Origin of the sequence: Iodidimonas gelatinilytica, from assembly GCF_008579125.1 — a bacterium.
In the GTDB taxonomy this organism is placed as follows: domain Bacteria; phylum Pseudomonadota; class Alphaproteobacteria; order Sphingomonadales; family Rhodothalassiaceae; genus Iodidimonas; species Iodidimonas muriae.
On the sequence record NZ_BKCL01000001.1, the window covers coordinates 302,055 to 321,977 of the forward strand.

Here is a 19,923-nt window from a genome sequence, read left to right on the forward strand (position 1 = left end):
CAGATTGTGGTTTCTCGGGGGGAGTCGGGCGCTGAAAATGTTCGTGCTCGCGCAGCTTTGAGCGGCTTTTCTTTTTTGTCTGTGGCAGGATGCGAACTGCATCTGGACCTTTGGCTTTGAACTTGCCATAGTCCCGGCGCTTTCGGGCGGCATAATGGGCCGCGCAAAAAGGGATATGTCCGGTCAATGAGTGTGTTTAGCAAAATTTTCACCTGGTGGAACGGAGCCACAATGGGCACGTCGCTGTTCACCGCGCGTCATGGAAAACGCGTTGGCGAAGATGAGCAGGGCAATGTCTATTATCTGGCCAAGGACGGCAAACGTCGCTGGGTTATTTATAATGGTGTGGCCGATGCCTCCCGGGTGCCGCCGCAATGGCATCGCTGGCTGCATCGCACCACCGATGATCTTCCCGAGGAACAGGCCATTGCGCCCAAGCCTTGGGAAAAGCCGCATCTGCCTAATCTGACAGGAACGCAAGAGGCATACCGCCCTGCGGGTAGCCTTCATTCAAGCGGAAAGCGGCCTGCTGCCACCGGCGATTATGAGGCATGGGCTCCCTGATCAAGGGAGACGTATGGACCTGATGAAATATGTTTCCGGCTTTGGCTGTTACAATAAACATGCATAGCCGGCGTGACGATAAAGAGAGATGGAGAACCCTGTGGGTGGAAACTTGGTTGAGTCGCTGATCGGTGCCGTTGTGTTGGTGGTGGCGTCTGTGTTCCTTTATGTGGCTTATTCCACCACGGGCGTTGGTGGCGGTGATGGCTATCCTTTGGAAGCGCGGTTTGATCGCGTGGGCGGCCTGTCCATGGGGGCGGATGTGCGCATGTCTGGCATCAAGATCGGCACCGTGACTGAACAGCGGCTGGACCCGGAAAGCTTTCAGGCCGTGATTCGCTTTACGGTGGATAAATCCCTGTCTTTGCCGACCGATAGCTTTGCCAAGATCACTTCTGATGGTCTTTTGGGCGATACCTATGTGGATGTGCAGCCCGGTGGCGTGCCAGAATATCTTCAACCCGGTGATGAAGTGGCTTTCACCCAAGGTCCGATTGATCTGTTCGGGCTGATTTCCAAGGCAGTATATAGTGGCGATGCGGGAAGCAGTGAGGAATAAGCCCCGGCATTTCCCGACACGCCTTTTCCATAAGGTGGGGCTTTTATTATGCGCGGCAGGTGGCGCGGTGGCGGCCCCTGCCTTTTCTGTGGCGCAGGATTGGCGCGATGTTCCTTCCACAACAACAGCCAAAGTTCCCACAGAAAACACCATCACCATTGCCCGTGCCCTTGATAAGGTGACAGCCCGTATTACGGAACTGGAGCTGCCGCAAGATCAGGAAGTGCAATTTGGCAGTTTGCTGATTACCGCGCGGCATTGCCAATCGCGCCCGCCGGAAGAACCGCCGGAAACCTTTGCGTTTCTTGAAATAGAAGAACAGCATGATCAGGAACGGCGGCGGCTGTTTACCGGATGGATGCTGGCCTCCAGCCCCGGCCTGCATGCCCTTGAACATCCTGTTTATGATGTTTGGGTGATCGCTTGTAAAACGTCCGAGCCGATCAGTCCTTCGGGCATGGAATAAAAATCCCCCTTCACGCAGAGAGCCTTTTTCAGCATCTGTTGATAGGTTTCACGCGGGATTTCTTGCGCACCGAACTGTTCCAGATGCTCGGTTACAAATTGCGTATCCAATAAGCGATAACCGCCCCATTTCAGGCGTGCCACCAGATGGACAGTGGCAATTTTGCTGGCGTCGGTTTCAAAGTGAAACATGCTTTCGCCAAAAAAGGCTCCGGCCAAATCCACCCCGTAAAGCCCGCCCACAAGGACGCCATCGCGCCAACATTCCACGCTATGGGCGGCCCCAAGATCGTGTAACTGGCTGTAGGTGGACAGGATTTCTTCATTGATCCACGTATTTTCCCGCCCCGGAGCCGGTTGGGCGCAGGCTTCCATGACCTGACGGAAAGCGGTGTTGATCCGGATTTGAAAACGATCTTGGCGTACGGTTTTGCGCAAACGCTTCGGAATGTGAAAGCCATCAAGAGGCAAGATGCCGCGCTGTTCCGGGTCGATCCAGAAGACATCGGGGCTGCTGCTATGATCGGCCATGGGGAATAGGCCGCAGGCATAGGCACGAAGGAGAATGTCTGGCGTTAAACGTGACATTTTCGCCTCATTATCGCACAGCCCATAATAGGCTGTGCGGGGATATCTGGATGGTCAAAACTGATTCTCTCGCAAACATCAGGGTTTTGCAAAAGATCAAGCGTTGCGCTCTTTCAAAAACTTCTCAAGCCAATGGATGGTGTAATCGCCTTTCTGGAAATCAGGCTCGTCCATCAGAATTTTGTGCAGTGGAATCGAGGTGTTGATGCCACCAATCACATATTCATCCAAAGCACGGCGCAAGCGCATCAGGCAATCTTCACGGTTTTCCCCATGGACGATCAGCTTGGCAATCAGGCTGTCATAATAAGGGGGAACCCGATAGCCCGTATAAAGCGCCGAATCGACCCGCACGCTCAGGCCGCCCGGTGCATGATAATCGCTGACAGTGCCGGGTGATGGCGCAAAGGTCAAAGGGTCTTCCGCATTGATTCGACATTCAATGGCATGGCCATGCAGTTGAATTTCTTCTTGGGTAAAGCGCAAGGGTTCGCCCAGTGCCACCCGGATTTGTTCGCGCACCAGATCGATGCCCGAGATCATTTCGGTGACCGGATGCTCCACCTGCAAACGGGTGTTCATTTCGATGAAATAAAAGCCGCCATCTTCATATAGAAACTCGATGGTTCCCGCACCGCGATATTTCAGCTTGGAAAGCGCGTTAACGCATCGTGCGCCGATGTCCATGCGTTGGGCTTCGGTAATGATGGGCGAGGGCGCTTCTTCCAGAACCTTTTGGTGACGGCGCTGCAAGGAACAGTCCCGCTCTCCCAAATGAATGACGCGTCCTTGGCCATCGCCCAGAATTTGAACTTCGATATGGCGCGGTTTTCCCAGATATTTTTCCAGATAGACCGCATTGTCGCCAAAGGCGGCCTTGGCTTCCGTGCGGGCTGACGACAAAGCCTGAGACAGGTCTTCCCGGCTATGAGCCACTTTCATGCCGCGTCCGCCGCCGCCTGCCGCCGCTTTTACGATCACCGGATAGCCGATGGATTGCGCCACCTCGAATGCGGTGTCGTCATCGGTGATGCCGCCTTCAGAACCGGGAACCACCGGAACGCCAAGCCGTTTCATGGTGTCCTTGGCGGTGATTTTATCACCCATGGTGCGGATATGGTCCGGTGTCGGGCCGATGAATGTGAGATTATGTTCTTCGACGATTTCGGCAAATCGTGCGTTTTCCGACAAAAAACCATAGCCGGGGTGAATGGCTTCGGCCCCGGTGATTTCCGCCGCTGCGATGATGGCCGGAATATTGAGGTAGCTGTCCGCCGATGGGGGAGGGCCGATACACACCGATTCATCCGCCAAACGCACATGCATGGCCTCGGCATCGGCAGTGGAATGGACCGCAACGGTGCGAATGCCCATTTCCTGACAGGCACGATGAATTCGTAAGGCGATTTCGCCGCGATTGGCGATCAGTATTTTTTGAAACATTGTCTGTGCCACCGTTATTCAATGATTACCAGTGGCTCGCCATATTCAATGGGTTGCGCATCGGAGACCAATATGCGCGTCACAGTACCAGAACGAGGCGCCGCAATGGGATTCATTACCTTCATGGCCTCTACGATCAACAAAGTATCGCCTTCCGCCACGCTGTCGCCGGCCTTAACGAAGGTCGGGGCGCCGGGTTCCGGAGCCAGATAAACGGTTCCCACCATGGGGGAGGGCACGGCACCGGGATGCTCGGCAGGGCCTTGGGAGGGGGCGGCTGGTGCTGCTGCGGCAACAGGGGCCGCTGCAGGTGCCGGAGCCGGATGCGCCGGGGCGGCACTCACATGATGGACCTGTGCCTGGCGAGCAACGCGGATGCGCACATCCTCGTCTTCAACCTCGATTTCGCTCAGGCTTGATGTTTCAAGGAGTTCGGCCAGTTCCCGGATTAGATCCTTGGTGTCCTTCAATTTGGACATATGTGCGTCATCCTTCTTCTTGTTTGAAAAGCTGTGCTGCAAGCGCTTGGGCAGCGAGAAGATAGCCGGTGGTTCCCAGCCCGGTGATCACACCGGCGGCCACGCGGCTGATGGTGGAATGGGCGCGAAATGCCTCGCGCGCAAAAATATTTGATAGATGGACTTCAATCACCGGTTTTTCCAAAGCAGAGACCGCATCGGCCAGTGATACCGAACTATGGGTCAATCCGCCGGGATTGAGAATCACCGCATCGGCTTCATCACGGGCTTCATGCAGCCAATCGATCAGGTCGCCTTCATGGTTGCTTTGCCGTAATTCAAAGCTGACCCCGTTGTCTTTTCCCCAAGCCACAAGGCTTGCTTCCACATCGGCCAGGGTTTCAGAGCCATAAATATCAGGCTCCCTTACGCGAGAAGATTGAGATTGGGACCGTTCAGAACAAGGATATGTGGCATTCAATTTCGACCCTGAGCCTGTGTGCAACGCAACAAAACGGCACCCTCCATCTTGTGGCTGCTAGCCTGTATAAAGACTTCTGCCACGGCAGAAAAGTGTTAGCAGCGAATTATGGAACAAAGCGATCTTGCCCGTTGCCTGAATGGTGACTATCACTTGAAGCCACGGCTTTCAAATTTTGGGTGTATGCGTGATTACTGTTTCGATCAATGGCGAAAACCGCTCTTTCGATGCGCCTTTGACGGCACGTGGGCTTCTTGACGCTCTGTCGTTGGACCCACGCAAGGTGGCGTTGGAGCGCAATCGTGAAATTGTTCCCAAATCAATGTTCGACGATACACAGATCGTCGATGGTGACCAATTGGAAATCGTTCATTTTGTCGGTGGCGGACAGCAGAGCGCAGTTTCGGAAGGATATAGAGTGACCGATCCCTTGCAGATTGCAGGAAAAACTTATGGTTCACGTTTGATCGTTGGGACCGGAAAATATCGTGATTTTGAGCAAACGGCCGAGGCCGTTGCGGCATCCGGGGCGGAAATCGTCACGGTCGCGGTGCGGCGGGTCAATGTGTCCGATCCCGACCAGCCCATGCTCACGGATTATCTTGATCCAAAATCCATCACCTATCTGCCCAATACCGCCGGGTGCTTTACGGCCGATGATGCTTTGCGCACCTTGCGGCTGGCCCGTGAAGCCGGGGGGTGGGATCTGGTGAAACTTGAAGTTCTGGGCGATAAGGCAACGCTTTATCCCGATATGCGTGAAACCTTGAAAGCGGCTGAAGTGCTGATCAGCGAAGGCTTCAAGGTGATGGTTTATACCAGCGATGATCCTTTGTTTGCCCGCGAACTCAACGATATGGGCTGTGTGGCATCATGCCTTTGGGGGCTCCTATCGGATCGGGATTGGGTATTCAAAATCCGGTCAATATCCGCCTGATCGTTGAACAATCCACCGTTCCGGTTTTGGTGGATGCGGGCGTGGGCACAGCATCGGATGCGGCCATTGCCATGGAATTGGGCTGTGATGGTGTGTTGATGAATACCGCCATTGCCGAAGCAAAAGATCCGGTGCGCATGGCCCGCGCCATGAAACATGCGGTGGAGGCGGGGCGCCATGCCTATCTTGCGGGGCGGATGCCGAAAAAGCGCTATGCCGACCCGTCCAGTCCGCTGGCTGGCTTGATTTAATCGAGAGCAGTCAAGATGGCGCGGTGTTTCCGGGCCATCTTGACGCTGATTGAGCCTTTTAATTTTGGCGCGGCTGAGGCGCGTTAAACGTCCAGCGCTTCCTCGTCTACAAATTCCGCATGCTCCTGAATGAAGGCGAAGCGCTCTTCGGGGCGTTTGCCCATCAGCTTGCCAACAAGACTGGCTGTGGCCTGAAAGTTTTCGCCCGGTTGCGGCAGGGTAACCCGCAACAATGATCGGCTGGCGCGGGCCATGGTGGTGTCGCGCAATTGCGCGGGCGGCATTTCGCCAAGGCCTTTAAAGCGTGAAACTTCAACCTTGCTCTTGCCTGCATAAACCGTGGCCATGAGCTCATCCTTATGGGCATCATCGCGGGCATAATGCACCACACCGCCCTTTGCCAGCCGATAAAGCGGCGGCTGCGCCAGATAAAGCCGCCCATCGCGCACCATTTGCGGCATTTCCTGGAAAAAGAATGTCATCAGCAATGTTGCGATATGCGCACCATCCACATCGGCATCGCACATGATGATCACTTTTTCATAGCGCAGGGCATCCGGATTATAATGTTCCCGAACGCCGCAGCCCAAGGCCAGTGTCAGATCCTGCACTTCCTGATTGGCGGCGATTTTTTGAGCCGTGGCACTGGCCACATTCAATATCTTGCCACGAATGGGCAAAACGGCTTGTGTTTTGCGGTCGCGGGCTTGTTTGGCAGAGCCACCGGCGCTGTCGCCCTCGACGATATAAATCTCGGTGCCTTCGGCGGAATCCTGTGAACAATCGGTAAGCTTGCCCGGCAGTCGCAAGCGACGCTTCGAGGTGTAAGAGGCACGTTTGACCTCGCGTTCAGCGCGGCGACGCAGGCGCTCGTCCATCCGTTCAATGGCCCAGCCCAAAAGGCTTTGTCCGCGCTCGGGCGATTCCACCAACCAATGATCGAATTCGTCGCGGATGGCATTTTCCACAAGGCGCTGCGCTTCTTGCGTCGAAAGCTTGTCTTTGGTCTGGCCTTGAAACTGCGGGTTTTTGATGAAGACGGACAGCATCGCAGCAGAAGAGGCAAAAACATCATCCGCCACAAGCTGGGCCGCGCGTTTGTTGCCCGTCATTTCCCCATAAGCCCGCAAGCCCTTCAAGAGCGCCATGCGCAGCCCGCTTTCATGGGTGCCGCCTTGGGGTGTGGGGACGGTGTTGCAATAGGTGGACAACATGCCTTCGCCAAATTCCGGCCAGCCCACAGCCCATTCCACTTTCCCCGCTTTTTCGGGAAATGTGGTGACCCCCGCAAAGAGGGTTTCGGTTGCCATTGTGCGGGTTTTCAGGCTTTCCGACAGGAAATCCGCCAAGCCGCCGGGGAAATGCAGCGTGTCTTCTTGTGGCGTATCATCGCCTTTTTGGGCCAAAGCCTCGGTACAGCGCCAACGGATCTCCACACCACGAAACAGATAGGCCTTGGAACGCGCCAGCCGATAGACTCGTGCGGCTTTCAGGCTGCTTTTTCGCCAAAAATTTCCGGGTCCGGCAAGAAGGTGATTTTGGTGCCGCGTCTGTTTTGCACAGGCCCAAGACATTCCAGAGGCCCTTGTGCATATCCGCGAGAATAGCTTTGCCGATAAAGGGTCCGGTCGCGGGCCACTTCAATATCCATTTGCACCGACAAGGCATTCACCACCGAAATCCCGACGCCGTGCAGCCCGCCAGACGTGGCATAGGCCCCTTCTTTGAATTTGCCGCCCGAATGCAATGTGGTGAGAATCACCTCCAAAGCGGATTTGGGAGCATATTTCGGGTGCTCGTCTACCGGAATTCCGCGGCCATTATCGCTGATGGTGATGCTGCCATCATCGGCCATATCCACTTCGATCCGGCTGGCATGGCCGGCAACGGCTTCATCCATGGAATTGTCGAGCACTTCGGCCACCAGATGGTGCAAGGCCCGTTCATCGGTGCCGCCGATATACATGCCCGGCCTTTGGCGAACCGGCTCCAGCCCTTCCAGAACCTCGATGTCTTGCGCCGAATAGTCGGATTTTGTGTGCGATACATCCTGAAACAGGTCAGCCATGGAGTCGGAGTCTTTCTTTGCCGTGTCAAAAAAGAGAAAACTGATGAGCCAATATAGGGGAGATGGGGGGAGGGATGGCAACACTATCTTGCAACGGCAAAACACAAGACAGCCTATCAGCCGGTTCAAATAGGCGCGGACGCGGGAAAAGTCGTTCGATTACAAATCGTTATATGGCCAACTTAATCAAACAGGGCGTCGATGTCGGCCTGACTTGCGGCTTCGGTGGTGTCTGTGCTTGGGTCTTTTTCCGATATGGCGCTGGACATATGGTTCAGGTCTTCATCCATATGGGTCTTGCCGTGGATCACCCCGTTCAGGGCGGAAAGAAGCGCTCGCATGTCCGACAGATAGGCCTCGAGACGATAGGATAGCGCCTCTCGGTCATCAACAAGGGCCGTAATATCGGCCACGGCATCCAGAATGAGCGTGTTGAGCCTTTGGGTCAGATCGTCGAACAAGGTGCGGCTTGGTTCAGGCGCATTCTCATAAGCCTCTATGGCCAATGCCTTATCGGCAAATCCGCTATCGGCGAAATGTTTTTGATAGGTTTTGGGTGTCCAGTCGGCGCAGTCTTCCAGCATGTCCAGCATATCAGGTACCATCTCAAGAAGCATCACCACCTCATTGAAATGATTAAGATAATCCGTTGCCAGAAATGATTTTTCATTGATGTTTGCCGCGGTCAGACGGGGTTTTAACGCTGCTTGCCGCGCCGTTAAAGGCCGGGCGTGGGGTGCCGAAGCCATATCGGCATCAGGGGCCGAGTCGGATATTTTTAGAGCGTTCATCATTGAAACAGACCGTAATAGTCGGGCCTTTCATTTTTCTTAACAATGGATCAAGTTCTTGTGTTGCCGATGCGTTTTTTAGGACGGAATTTTGGCTTTTCTTTGTCTGAAATTTTAATGTGGAATCATGCTAGGCTTCGTGCTCAGGAATGGAGTTCTGTAATGCTTCAAATATCAGGCTTGGCACGTGCGTTTGGATTAAAGCGGCCCATGTCCCTCTCAGGCGAACGGCATCAGCTGGATGTGGGCGACAGCTTTATCGAAAGTGGAAACTGGGAAAATATCTGGGTTGTCGAGCGAATCGTTCAGCCCCGGGGTGTAGGGTTTCCGCATGTGGTGATCCGTCATCATCGTGAGAAAAGCGAGCGCCGTCTTGTATCGCGCTCCACGCTTCTCGATCCGGACCGCTTTTCTCCCTGTATGTGACAAAATGCTCTTCACGCTGCCAATGTACCTTGCATAAAGCGCGTTTTCTTGTGCTATGCAGCGTATGGTAAGCCATGAAAATTGCATGATAAAAAAAGCATATAAAATGGAATTTTTGCATTGCAATAATTGGTGATGCAGTGCAATATGATTTCGGCCTCTCCGGAGGCTATCCTCCCCAAAGGATCCTACTTTAGCCGGAAGTCCCCAGTGGATTTCCGGCCTTTTTTTATGCAAATTCCCGATCCTTTCTGTGGGCATAAAAAACGCCCCGCACCAGAAGTGCGAGGCGTCTTGATGGAGTGTGGTAAGCGCAGATTTATGAGCTGTAATACATGTCGAACTCGATGGGGTGCGGGCTGAGTTCAAACCGCGTGACCTCCTCGAATTTCAGATGCACATAAGCGTCAATCTGGTCTTGGCTGAACACATCGCCCTTTTTCAGGAAATCACTATCCGATTGCAGGGCCTCCAGCGCTTCGCGCAAGGATCGGGCAACAGTGGGCACACCCGTTAGTTCTTCGGGTGGCAGGGCGTAGAGATCCTTGTCCATGGCATCGCCGGGGTGAATACGGTTTTCGATACCGTCCAGACCGGCCATCAACATGGCGGAAAAGGCCAGATAGGGATTGGCCGTGGCATCGGGGAAACGCACCTCGACCCGTTTGCCCTTGGGGCTTGTCACATAAGGGATACGGCAAGAAGCAGAGCGGTTGCGCGCCGAATAGGCCAGCAGAACCGGAGCTTCGAAGCCGGGGGTCAGGCGCTTGTAGCTGTTGGTGGACGGGTTTGTGAACGCATTGATCGCCTTGGCATGTTTGATGATGCCGCCGATATAATAAAGGGCTGTATCCGAGAGATCCGCATAGCCCGATCCCGCGAACAAAGGCTTGCTGTCCTTCCAGATGGATTGATGCACATGCATGCCCGATCCATTGTCGTCTTTCACCGGCTTGGGCATGAAGGTGGCGGTTTTGCCGTAGGAATGGGCGACTTGGTGCACCACATATTTATAAAGCTGGATCTTGTCAGCCATTTCGGTGAGCTTGCCAAAGGTGATGCCCAATTCGTGCTGGCTGGCGCCCACTTCATGGTGATGCTTGTCCATGCTGACGCCCATTTCGCGCAGAATGGTAACCATTTCGCCGCGCAGATCGAAGGCGGAATCCACCGGTGCCACAGGGAAATACCCACTTCACACGGGGGCGGTGACCCATATTGCCTTCGGGGTAAATTTTGTCGGAATTATAGGGGCCTTCGATGTCATCGAGCTGATACATGGCACCGGAATAATCCACCTTGAAGCGCACATCGTCGAACACGAAGAATTCCGGTTCCGGCCCGATATAGACCGTATCGCCGATTCCGGTGAACTTCAGATATTCTTCAGCGCGTTTTGCCGTGGAACGCGGATCACGGCTATAGGACTGTCCAGTACTTGGCTCCAAAATATCGCAATAAACACTGCCGTGCCTTGGGCCGTAAAGGGATCGGTGGTGACATAGCTCAGATCCGGCTTCAAAATCATGTCGGATTCGTTGATGGCCTTCCAACCGGCAATGGACGATCCATCGAACATCAGGCCTTCTTCCAAAGTGTCTTCGTCCATGAAGGAAGAATCCATGGTCAGATGTTGCCATTTTCCGCGCGGATCGGTGAATCGCAGATCGATCCATGTGAGGTCTTCATCCTTACAAATCTGCAAGAGTTCGGCGGCGGATAGGTCAGAATAATTCGACATAATCTTTCTCTGCATTTGATCCCGAGAGGGGAGTGGTCGGATCGGGTGAATTGAAAAGGGCGGTTGTTATGGCTAGATGGCATCCGGCCCGGTTTCGCCGGTGCGAATACGGATGGCATCCTCGATGGCGGTGACAAAGATCTTACCGTCGCCGATCCGGCCAGTATGCGCGGCGTTTTGGATGGCTTCCACAGCGGCTTCCAGCTTGGCATCGTCGATCACGATTTCCAGCTTCACCTTGGGCACAAAATCAACCACATATTCTGCCCCTCGATAAAGCTCTGTATGGCCTTTTTGGCGACCAAAGCCGCGAGCTTCTATCACCGTGATGCCGGAAACCCCCACCTCGTGCAGGGCTTCTTTCACTTCATCGAGCTTGAACGGCTTTATGATCGCTTCGATCTTTTTCATCTGTCATTCCGGTCGATTTCTTTCAGGGCTTGGCAAATATCCGACATATGTCGGAAAAGCCCTGATCTGTTGGTTCGTGTGTTGCTGGCAAGATTTTTGGACAGTGCGCCGTATGTGCCTCTCGAAAAGCCTCGCCAAGCTATCCATGGAAGAGATAGCAGGTTCCGTGCCAAATCGGGACATGCCCGGAAAACAAGGCTTTTGGGGACGTTTGCAAAAGATGCGTGGCCAATTTTCGCACTATTTTTGCACAAAAATAGTGCATCTGCATATAAATTAAGCAGCACGGCGGTCTATGCCGATTGAAAAAGCGGATTTTGGCCGCTTGACGCGCCAATTATTCCTCGTTAATACGAGCGCCTTCCATGCCGATGGCGGGCGTAGCTCAATTTGGTTAGAGCACCTGGTTGTGGTCCAGGAGGTTGCGGGTTCAAGTCCCGTCGCTCGCCCCACCATCTTTTTTTGCTTTGACATTTTCCCAAACAGCTCCAACCCGTAGTCTTGGTTGAAGCGATCAAGGGATAATATGGCATGGCTTGTTTCAATCCACGAAGCGATGAGGCTCTTTTAAGCTGCGCCCAGATGGCCGCTGCTGATCGGGCCGCTATGTCTATGGGCCATTTCGGTGAGGACCTGATGGAAGCCGCAGGGATGGGCGTGGCGCAATTGGCGTTGGCGCGCACCGGCATAAGGCGGGTTCTGGTGCTGTGCGGTCCGGGCAATAATGGCGGTGATGGCTGGGTTGCGGCCCGTTATTTGCGCGAAGCCGGATGTGATGTGCATGTGGTGTTCGAGGGGGATGTTTCGGCACTGAAAGGCGATGCCTTCACGATGGCACGACGCTATGACGGCATGACGTCTGCTTATGACCCGTCCTTGTTGGACGATGTGGATCTGGTGATCGATGCGTTATTTGGCGCCGGTCTGCGCGGGCCTTTAAGGGGCAGGGCGCAGCAGATGGTCATGGATGCCAATCGGTGCAATGCCTTCCGGTTGGCGGTGGATGTGCCATCGGGCCTTTCCGGTGATACGGGGCAGGCGGAAGAGGCGGTGTTCCAAGCGGATCTGACGGTTACTTTTTTTCGCAAGAAGCCCGGGCATGTGCTTGTTCCCGGTCGGTATCACTGTGGTCGGGTGGTGGTGCATGATATCGGCATTCCGGCATGCGTGCTTGATCACATAGCGCCTTTGGCCTTTGAAAATTCTCCAAATCTGTGGCGTAGCCACTGGCCGCGAAAAGTTCCGTCCAATCATAAATACCAGCATGGTTCGGTCTTGGTCTTGGGAGGGCGTCCTCCGGCCCTTGGTGCCAGTCGCATGACAGCGCGGGCCGCCTTGCGCATGGGGGCGGGGGTTGTCACCCTTGCCAGCCCATCCGACGGCTATGCCATTCAGGCAGGGGCTTTGGACGAAGTGATGGTTGCCCCTTATGACAACGACTCAGAGCTGGGCGCTTTGATGGCGGATCGCCGGCGCACAGTGTTGGCGGTGGGGCCGGGTGCGGGCGTTGGCGAAGCTTTAAGGCGGCAGGTGCATCTGGCCTTGGCGCAAAGAAAGCCGGTGGTTTTGGATGCTGATGCGCTTACCAGTTTTGAAGGGCAGGCTGATGCTTTATTTGCCGCCATCCAAAGCGATGTGGTGATGACACCCCATGGGGGAGAGTTCCAAAGGGTGTTTGGCGCACAGGAAACCGCACCGGATCAGACAGACGGAAAATTAGCGATCACGCGGGCGGCGGCGTATCGGGCGGGGGCTATTCTTGTTCACAAGGGGCCGGATACTGTCATTGTCGCTCCTGATGGTTGCGCGGTTATTGAAACGGCGGCACCGCCCGATCTTGCCACCGCCGGCTCCGGTGATGTGCTTGCGGGGTGCGTTGCGGGGCTGTTGGCGCAAGGGATGCCTGCAATGGCTGCGGCGTGCTGTGCGGTCTGGAGTCATGGCGCGGCGGCGCGAAATTCTGGACGGGGATTGGTGGCGGGCGATTTGATCGCGGCCCTGCCTGTTATTTCAAAAGAGATGGAGCTAGGTTTAAAAAGCAGTGTTTTTCGCTGAAAAAGTGCCATAAAAGACGCGCGTGAAGCGCTTTGGGTACGTGTTGTTTTCCACAGGATGACCAAGTTTGTGCAATCGGACTGGTTTTTCCGTAACAGCCTGTGCTAAGGAGACGCCGATCTGCCGTACCGGTTTGCGGTGCCGAAGAAAAACGGCCCCGACCGGGAAGCAAAATCGTTAATAACGATAGGTTTTCATCAGCGGGCGTGGCGGAATTGGTAGACGCGCCAGATTTAGGTTCTGGTGTCCGAGAGGACGTGGGGGTTCAAGTCCCTTCGCCCGCACCACTATTAGATTTGAGATGGTCATCCCATAGGCCACGAGTGAGCGCATGCAAATCAACGAATTGAAAAACGACGGACTGACGCGGGAATACAAGATCACCATCGAAAAGGCTGATCTCGACCAGCGGGTTCAAAATATATTGAATGATCTGCGCCACAAGGTGCGGATGAAAGGGTTTCGCCCGGGCAAAACGCCGGTCGCGCTGTTGAAGAAAATTCACGGCGAAGCGGCGCTTGGGCAAGCGGTGGAAGAATCGGTCCGCGAAAGCACCGATCAGCTTTTCCGCGAAAAGAAAATCCGTCCGGCCTTGCAGCCCAAGGTGGATGTTGGCGAAGTTGATGAGGAAAAAGGATTCGAATTTACCCTGTCCACTGAAATTTTGCCCGATGTGGATACGTCAGACTTCAAGGCACCAGCCCTTGAGCGTTTGATCGCAACACCTTCGGACGCGGATGTTGATGCTGCGATCGAAACATTGGCCGGTCAGTCCAAAAGTTTTGAAACCGCTGCGAAAACCTACAAAGCGAAAACCGGCGATGCCGTTGTGATCGATTTTGTCGGTTCTGTGGACGGTGAAGAATTTGAAGGCGGCAAGGGCGAAGATTTCCAGCTTGAGCTTGGGTCTGGCCAGTTCATTGCGGGCTTTGAAGATCAGCTTGTCGGCGCCAAAACCGGTGACAAGGTGACTGTGAAGGTGACCTTCCCTGATCCTTATGGCCGTGAAGAACTTGCCGGGAAAGACGCCAGCTTCGATGTCGAAGTGAAAGAGGTGAAAAAGCCTGCTGACGCCAAAATCGACGACGATATGGCCAAGAATTTCGGTCTTGAAAGCCTCGACCAGTTGAAAGAAGCGCTGAAAACCCAGCTCGAGCAGGAAGCAAAAACCCTGTCGCGGGCCAAAGTGAAGCGCGCATTGCTCGATAAACTGGCTGATTCCTATGATTTCGCCGTGCCGCAGGGGATGGTGGATCTGGAATATCGTGATATCTGGCAGCAGATCAAACGCGATGCCGTGATGTCTGGTGATGCCACCGAAGCAGAGCTGGCTGATAAAGACGAGCCGGAGTCGGAAGAAGATCGTGCGGATTACCGCGATATTGCGGAACGTCGTGTGCGTCTTGGCCTGTTATTGTCCGAGCTTGGTTTGGCCAATAAGGTTGAAATCAACCGTGATGAACTGATGCGCCGTGTGGCCGATGAAGCCCGTCGCTATCCGGGGCAAGAGCGCGAGGTGTTTGAATTCTACACCAAGAACGAGCAGGCCATGGCCCAGCTTCGTGCGCCGCTTTATGAAGACAAGGTTGTCGACTTCATCCTTGAAATGGCTGATCTCAAAGATACCGAGATAAGCCTTGAAGACCTGCGCAAAGCCGTGCGCGAGGACGACGAGGAAGAAGAAAGCCAGGCCAAAGACGCGAAAAAAGCCGCGACCAAGAAAACTGCAGCGAAAAAGCCTGCAGCAAAAAAAGCGTCCGAGAAGAAGCCGGCTGAAAAGAAGGCCCCGGCAAAGAAAGCTGCGGCCAAGAAGCCTGCTGCCAAAAAGGCAGCGCCAAAAAAAGCGGCCAGCAAGGACGACTCTAAGAGCTGAGCCCATTGCTTGTCATTTTTGTTGACAGAAGACCGCAGTAGGGCATTGGCTTGCTGCGGCCTTCTTTCTTCCAAAGGCTTTTTTAAAGACCCTGGCCAGTGTAAAACCGGTCGTATGAATAAACGGGAGCGCAGCATCTATGGTCGATATCGTGGACCAATTTACAAGTCAGCTCGTGCCGATGGTGGTCGAGCAGACAAATCGCGGCGAACGGGCGTTCGATATTTATTCGCGCCTTTTGAAAGAGCGAATCATTTTTCTAACGGGGCAGGTGGAAGACAATATCTCCAGCCTGATCGTTGCACAACTCCTGTATCTTGAAGCCGATAATCCGAAAAAAGATATTTCCTTTTATATCAATTCCCCCGGTGGCGTGGTGAGCTCGGGCTTGGCGATTTACGACACCATGCAATATATCCGCCCGAAAGTGGCAACGCTGTGCATCGGGCAAGCGGCTTCCATGGGATCGCTTTTGTTGGCTGCTGGTGAAAAAGGCATGCGCTTTTGCCTGCCGAATGCGCGGGTGATGGTGCATCAACCGTCCGGCGGCTTCCGCGGTCAGGCAACGGATATTGAAATTCAGGCCCGCGAAATTCTGAAATTGCGCGAACGCCTGAACAATATTTATGTCGAACATACCGGCCAACCCTTGGAAGAGATTGAAAAGGCGTTGGATCGTGACCGCTGGATGAGCGCGGAAGAATCCAAAGACTGGGGCCTTGTGGATGAGGTTTTGGAAAAACGCCCTGATGAGGCTGAATGATTGTCAGATTCACGGTCATTTTAAGCTGGCAGCAAGGTTATAAGGCGTAGAATAGGGCCATTGGTCGGTTGGGTGCTGCTCTTGTGACGAGTGCCTAAGACGATGGGATTGCAATTTGGCCTGATAAAGCGGTTGCTGCATGGTCACGCGCTGTTCTACGATGAAGACTTATTGGAAGACTTAGGGAAGTCCGATGACGAAATTGAGCGGCGGAGATTCGAAAAATACGCTCTACTGCTCTTTCTGCGGGAAGAGCCAGCATGAAGTTCGTAAACTGATTGCGGGGCCGACGGTATTCATCTGTGATGAATGCGTTGAACTATGTACGGACATCATCCGCGAAGAAAGCAAATCGGGAATTGCGAAATCCAGTGATGGCGTGCCAACGCCACAGGAAATTCTCGATGTTCTCAATGATTATGTGATCGGTCAGCCAAAGGCGAAACGCGTTTTGTCGGTGGCGGTGCACAATCATTATAAGCGGTTGAATCATGCAGCAAAAAGCGGCGATGTGGAGCTGGCAAAATCGAACATTTTGCTGATTGGCCCTACCGGCTGCGGAAAAACCCTGCTTGCCCAGACATTGGCTCGTATTCTGGATGTGCCGTTTACCATGGCCGATGCCACCACGCTGACAGAGGCAGGCTATGTGGGCGAGGATGTGGAAAATATCATTCTCAAGCTTTTGCAATCCGCTGATTATAATGTAGAGCGTGCCCAACGTGGCATTGTCTATATTGATGAAGTGGACAAGATCAGCCGCAAGTCCGACAATCCTTCCATCACCCGCGATGTGTCGGGCGAAGGGGTGCAGCAGGCCCTGCTGAAGATCATGGAAGGCACCGTTGCCAGCGTTCCGCCGCAAGGGGGACGCAAGCATCCGCAACAGGAATTCCTGCAGGTCGATACCACCAATATCCTGTTTATCTGCGGTGGGGCTTTTGCGGGCCTTGATCGCCTTGTGTCTTCGCGTATGCAGGGCAAATCCATGGGCTTTGGAGCCAGTGTCTCCTCGCCCGAAGATCGCTCGGTCGGTGAGCTTTTGATGCATGCCGAACCCGAAGATCTTCTGAAATTCGGATTGATTCCGGAATTTGTCGGTCGCGTTCCCGTGATTGCGACATTGGAAGATCTGGATGAAGATGCCCTTGTGGAAATTCTCTCGACTCCGAAAAACGCTTTGCTCAAGCAATATCAACGCTTGTTCGAGATGGAAGAGGTCACGCTGACCTTCACCGATGAAGCAAAACGTGCCGTTGCGCGGCGAGCCATTGCCCGCAAAACCGGGGCGCGTGGTTTGCGGTCGATCATGGAAGACATTCTGCTGGAAACCATGTTCGATCTACCGTCGCTTGATGGCGTGGAGGAAGTTGTCATTAATGACGATGTGGTGGATTCTGCCGCCAAGCCGCTCTTTATCTATGCAGAGCGACGGGATGAGGCAGGGACTTCTGCGTGATCAGAGTTCTTTGCTCTTGAATGGTTGTGCGAGAATGCCATTTCAGATGTAAGTCACGCGGTCCATTTCATGGGGCACATTGCGCTTTCATGTTACGGACCGCGCCCTTTGGTGTTTGAAAGAAGATCGGAAATAGCATGGACAAGACCTATCCTGTCCTGCCGCTGAGAGACATTGTTGTCTTTCCGCACATGATTGTCCCTTTGTTTGTGGGGCGTGAAAAAAGTGTGCGTGCGCTTGAGGAAGTCATGAAGGATGATCGACCCATCCTGCTTGTCTCCCAGAAGAATGCCGGCGAGGACGACCCGACAGCGGACGATATTTATGAAATGGGCACATTGGCGAATGTGCTTCAGCTTCTGCGCCTTCCCGATGGCACGGTGAAAGTTCTGGTCGAAGGGTCTGGCCGGGCTCGCATCACCGAATTTGTCGAAAATGAAGATTTTTTTGAAGCATCCATTGTGGATGTGGAAGAAGAAACCGGCGCGGATAAAGAATTGCAAGCGCTGCAACGCTCGGTGCTGGCGCAGTTCGAGCTTTATGTGAAGCTCAATAAGAAAATCGCGCCGGAAGTGCTGGTGTCTGCCAATCAGATCGACGATCCGTCGAAACTGGCGGATACAGTGGCATCGCATTTGGCTCTGAAAATTTCCGACAAGCAGGATTTGCTGTCCACCATCAAAGTGACCGAACGCCTTGAGAAGGTTTTTTCCTTCATGGAAGGCGAAATCGGCGTGCTGCAGGTGGAAAAAAAGATCCGTGGCCGCGTGAAGCGCCAGATGGAAAAAACGCAGCGCGAATATTATTTGAACGAGCAATTGAAGGCGATTCAGAAAGAGCTGGGCGAAACCGACGAAAGCCGGGAAGAAACCGCCGAGCTGGAAGCGCGCATTGCCGAAACCAAATTGAGCAAGGAAGCCCGCGAGAAATGCATTGCGGAGCTGAAAAAACTCAAATCCATGAGCCCCATGTCGGCGGAAGCACCGTGGTGCGCAATTATCTGGATTGGATTCTGTCTATGCCGTGGGGCAAGCGCACCCGCGTCAAGAAAGATATCCATTGGTCTGAACATGTGCTGGATGCAGACCATTATGGTCTGGAAAAGGTGAAGGAACGGATCGTCGAATATCTTGCGGTGCTGCAACGCGCCAACAAGATCAAAGGCCCGATCCTGTGCCTTGTGGGGCCGCCGGGCGTCGGGAAAACGTCTTTGGGGCGCTCCATTGCCAAGGCCACGGGGCGGAATTTCATTCGTTTCAGCTTGGGTGGTGTGCGGGATGAAGCGGAAATCCGAGGACATCGGCGCACATATATCGGGTCTATGCCCGGTAAGATCATGCAGAATCTGAAGAAGGCCGGGTCGGCCAATCCGTTGTTCTTGCTCGATGAGATCGACAAGATGGGGCAGGATTTCCGGGGCGATCCCGCATCCGCTTTGCTGGAAGTTCTCGACCCCGAGCAGAATTCGCATTTCAACGATCATTATCTGGAAGTGGATTATGATCTGTCCGATGTGATGTTCGTGACCACGGCCAACACTCTGGACATGCCGCAGCCCTTGCTGGACCGCATGGAGATTATTCATCTGTCGGGCTATACGGAAGATGAAAAGGTCGAAATTGCCAAGCGCCATCTGCTGAAGAAACAGATTAAAGATCATGGGCTTAAAAGCTCGGAATGGTCTATTTCGGATGCGGCTTTGCGCGATCTGATCCGGTATTATACCGTGAATCCGGGGTGCGTAATCTGGAGCGGATGATTGCGCGTCTGGTGCGTAAGGCGGTGAAGGAAATCGTTGAAGGCAAGCGCAAGCGCGTTCAAGTGACGGTGCAGAATCTTGCAATTATGCCGGGGTGCGCCGCTATCGTTATGGCGAAGCGGAAACGGAGGATCAGGTGGGCCTGACCACCGGCCTTGCCTGGACAGAAGTGGGTGGCGAAATCCTGACGATTGAAGCCGTCACGACCCGAGGAAAGGGCCGTGTGCTCACCACCGGCAAGTTGGGCGATGTGATGCAGGAATCCATTCAGGCCGCCCGGTCTTTCGTCCATAGCCGTGCGGTGACCTATGGGGTGAAGCCCACGGCCTTTGAAAAGATCGATATCCATGTGCATGTTCCCGAAGGGGCAACCCCTAAGGATGGGCCTTCTGCGGGCATTGCCATGGTCACGTCGATCGTTTCGGTTCTGACCGGCATTGCTGTGCGGCGCGATATTGCCATGACCGGTGAAGTGACGCTGCGAGGGCGGGTTTTGCCTATTGGGGGGCTGAAGGAAAAGCTGCTTGCAGCCCATCGCGCTGGTATCAAGACGGTTCTGATTCCTGCCGAAAATGAAAAAGACTTGGCAGAAATCCCTGATAATGTGAAACGGGGGCTGGAAATCATTCCCGTTTCCCATGTGGACGAAGTTCTGCGAAAAGCGCTGACCCGTCCCCTTGTTCCCATCGAATGGACCGATGAGGATGAGGAAAAATCGAACGCAATCAAGCCCATAGCGGGCGATGATGCGGAGGTCGCGTCGGGGGTAACCGTGACCCATTGAGCATGAGGGCCTTGTCTCTTTTCGGGACATCCTCATGAAAGCTGTGG

14 protein-coding genes, 2 tRNA genes and 4 pseudogenes are annotated in these 19,923 nt (G+C 54.1%); 12 read left to right on the forward strand and 8 right to left on the reverse strand.

Annotated elements, in window-relative coordinates; all coding sequences use genetic code 11:
* Positions 1–186: 186 nt before the first annotated feature.
* From JCM17844_RS01275 to JCM17844_RS01285, 3 genes are all read left to right on the forward strand, one after another.
* Complete coding sequence (locus tag JCM17844_RS01275; RefSeq protein ID WP_149999303.1) at positions 187–564, forward strand: NADH:ubiquinone oxidoreductase subunit NDUFA12; 378 nt, start codon at positions 187–189, stop codon at positions 562–564.
* 100 nt (positions 565–664) lie between these two features.
* Complete coding sequence (mlaD, locus tag JCM17844_RS01280; RefSeq protein ID WP_149999304.1) at positions 665–1,123, forward strand: outer membrane lipid asymmetry maintenance protein MlaD; 459 nt, start codon at positions 665–667, stop codon at positions 1,121–1,123.
* On the forward strand, positions 1,113–1,589 hold the full coding sequence (locus JCM17844_RS01285; RefSeq protein WP_210431124.1) for a DUF2155 domain-containing protein: 477 nt from the start codon (positions 1,113–1,115) through the stop codon (positions 1,587–1,589). The genes mlaD and JCM17844_RS01285 overlap by 11 nt, the downstream gene beginning before the upstream one ends.
* Here JCM17844_RS01285 and aat read toward each other — a convergent pair.
* The 4 genes from aat to JCM17844_RS01305 form a co-directional block, all read right to left on the reverse strand.
* Positions 1,526–2,176 (reverse strand): leucyl/phenylalanyl-tRNA--protein transferase, encoded by a 651-nt coding sequence (gene aat, locus JCM17844_RS01290; protein ID WP_149999305.1) that lies wholly within the window; start codon positions 2,174–2,176, stop codon positions 1,526–1,528. The two genes, JCM17844_RS01285 and aat, sit on opposite strands and share 64 nt — an antisense overlap.
* Positions 2,177–2,272: 96 nt before the next feature.
* Entirely contained in the window at positions 2,273–3,619 is a 1,347-nt protein-coding gene (accC, locus tag JCM17844_RS01295) for an acetyl-CoA carboxylase biotin carboxylase subunit (protein WP_149999306.1), read from the reverse strand.
* Between the two features lie 14 nt (positions 3,620–3,633).
* A complete protein-coding gene (gene accB / locus JCM17844_RS01300; protein WP_149999307.1) occupies positions 3,634–4,098 on the reverse strand; it encodes an acetyl-CoA carboxylase biotin carboxyl carrier protein in 465 nt (154 codons plus the stop codon).
* A 7-nt stretch (positions 4,099–4,105) separates the two neighbouring features.
* Complete coding sequence (locus tag JCM17844_RS01305; RefSeq protein WP_210431125.1) at positions 4,106–4,558, reverse strand: type II 3-dehydroquinate dehydratase; 453 nt, start codon at positions 4,556–4,558, stop codon at positions 4,106–4,108.
* 190 nt (positions 4,559–4,748) lie between these two features.
* Here JCM17844_RS01305 and thiS point away from each other — a divergent pair.
* Positions 4,749–5,746 (forward strand): annotated as a pseudogene (gene thiS, locus JCM17844_RS01310) (sulfur carrier protein ThiS).
* Positions 5,747–5,829: 83 nt separating this feature from the next.
* Here the strand turns inward: thiS and parE are convergent.
* Positions 5,830–7,814, reverse strand: a pseudogene (gene parE, locus JCM17844_RS01315) (DNA topoisomerase IV subunit B).
* A gap of 182 nt (positions 7,815–7,996) precedes the next feature.
* The gene (locus JCM17844_RS14055; protein WP_210431128.1) at positions 7,997–8,608 is read right to left on the reverse strand and encodes a hypothetical protein; all 612 of its coding nucleotides are present in this window, start codon (positions 8,606–8,608) and stop codon (positions 7,997–7,999) included.
* Between the two features lie 159 nt (positions 8,609–8,767).
* Between JCM17844_RS14055 and JCM17844_RS01325 the strand changes: the two genes are divergently transcribed.
* Positions 8,768–9,031 (forward strand): hypothetical protein, encoded by a 264-nt coding sequence (locus tag JCM17844_RS01325; RefSeq protein WP_149999308.1) that lies wholly within the window; start codon positions 8,768–8,770, stop codon positions 9,029–9,031.
* Positions 9,032–9,350: 319 nt separating this feature from the next.
* On the opposite strand, the pseudogene glnA reads toward JCM17844_RS01325, so the two are convergent.
* Both glnA and JCM17844_RS01335 read right to left on the reverse strand, forming a co-directional pair.
* A pseudogene (gene glnA / locus JCM17844_RS01330) lies at positions 9,351–10,772 on the reverse strand (type I glutamate--ammonia ligase).
* A 72-nt stretch (positions 10,773–10,844) separates the two neighbouring features.
* Positions 10,845–11,183 (reverse strand): P-II family nitrogen regulator, encoded by a 339-nt coding sequence (locus JCM17844_RS01335; protein ID WP_149999309.1) that lies wholly within the window; start codon positions 11,181–11,183, stop codon positions 10,845–10,847.
* A 374-nt stretch (positions 11,184–11,557) separates the two neighbouring features.
* On the opposite strand from JCM17844_RS01335, the gene JCM17844_RS01340 reads away from it, so the two are divergent.
* The 7 genes and pseudogenes from JCM17844_RS01340 to lon all read left to right on the forward strand — a co-directional run bounded on the left by JCM17844_RS01340 (position 11,558) and on the right by lon (position 19,876).
* Positions 11,558–11,635 (forward strand) — tRNA-His (locus tag JCM17844_RS01340).
* Between the two features lie 79 nt (positions 11,636–11,714).
* Positions 11,715–13,238 carry an NAD(P)H-hydrate dehydratase gene (locus JCM17844_RS01345; protein ID WP_149999310.1) on the forward strand — a complete coding sequence of 508 codons (1,524 nt, stop codon included), beginning with the start codon at positions 11,715–11,717 and terminating at the stop codon, positions 13,236–13,238.
* Between the two features lie 200 nt (positions 13,239–13,438).
* Positions 13,439–13,525, forward strand: a tRNA-Leu gene (locus JCM17844_RS01350).
* A 44-nt stretch (positions 13,526–13,569) separates the two neighbouring features.
* Entirely contained in the window at positions 13,570–15,111 is a 1,542-nt protein-coding gene (gene tig, locus JCM17844_RS01355) for a trigger factor (protein WP_149999311.1), read from the forward strand.
* 139 nt (positions 15,112–15,250) lie between these two features.
* Entirely contained in the window at positions 15,251–15,874 is a 624-nt protein-coding gene (gene clpP, locus JCM17844_RS01360) for an ATP-dependent Clp endopeptidase proteolytic subunit ClpP (protein ID WP_149999312.1), read from the forward strand.
* A 193-nt stretch (positions 15,875–16,067) separates the two neighbouring features.
* Positions 16,068–17,333, forward strand: coding sequence for an ATP-dependent Clp protease ATP-binding subunit ClpX (clpX, locus tag JCM17844_RS01365; RefSeq protein WP_149999313.1), 1,266 nt, complete (start codon positions 16,068–16,070; stop codon positions 17,331–17,333).
* 137 nt (positions 17,334–17,470) lie between these two features.
* Positions 17,471–19,876: pseudogene (gene lon / locus JCM17844_RS17025) on the forward strand (endopeptidase La).
* Positions 19,877–19,923 lie beyond the last annotated feature (47 nt).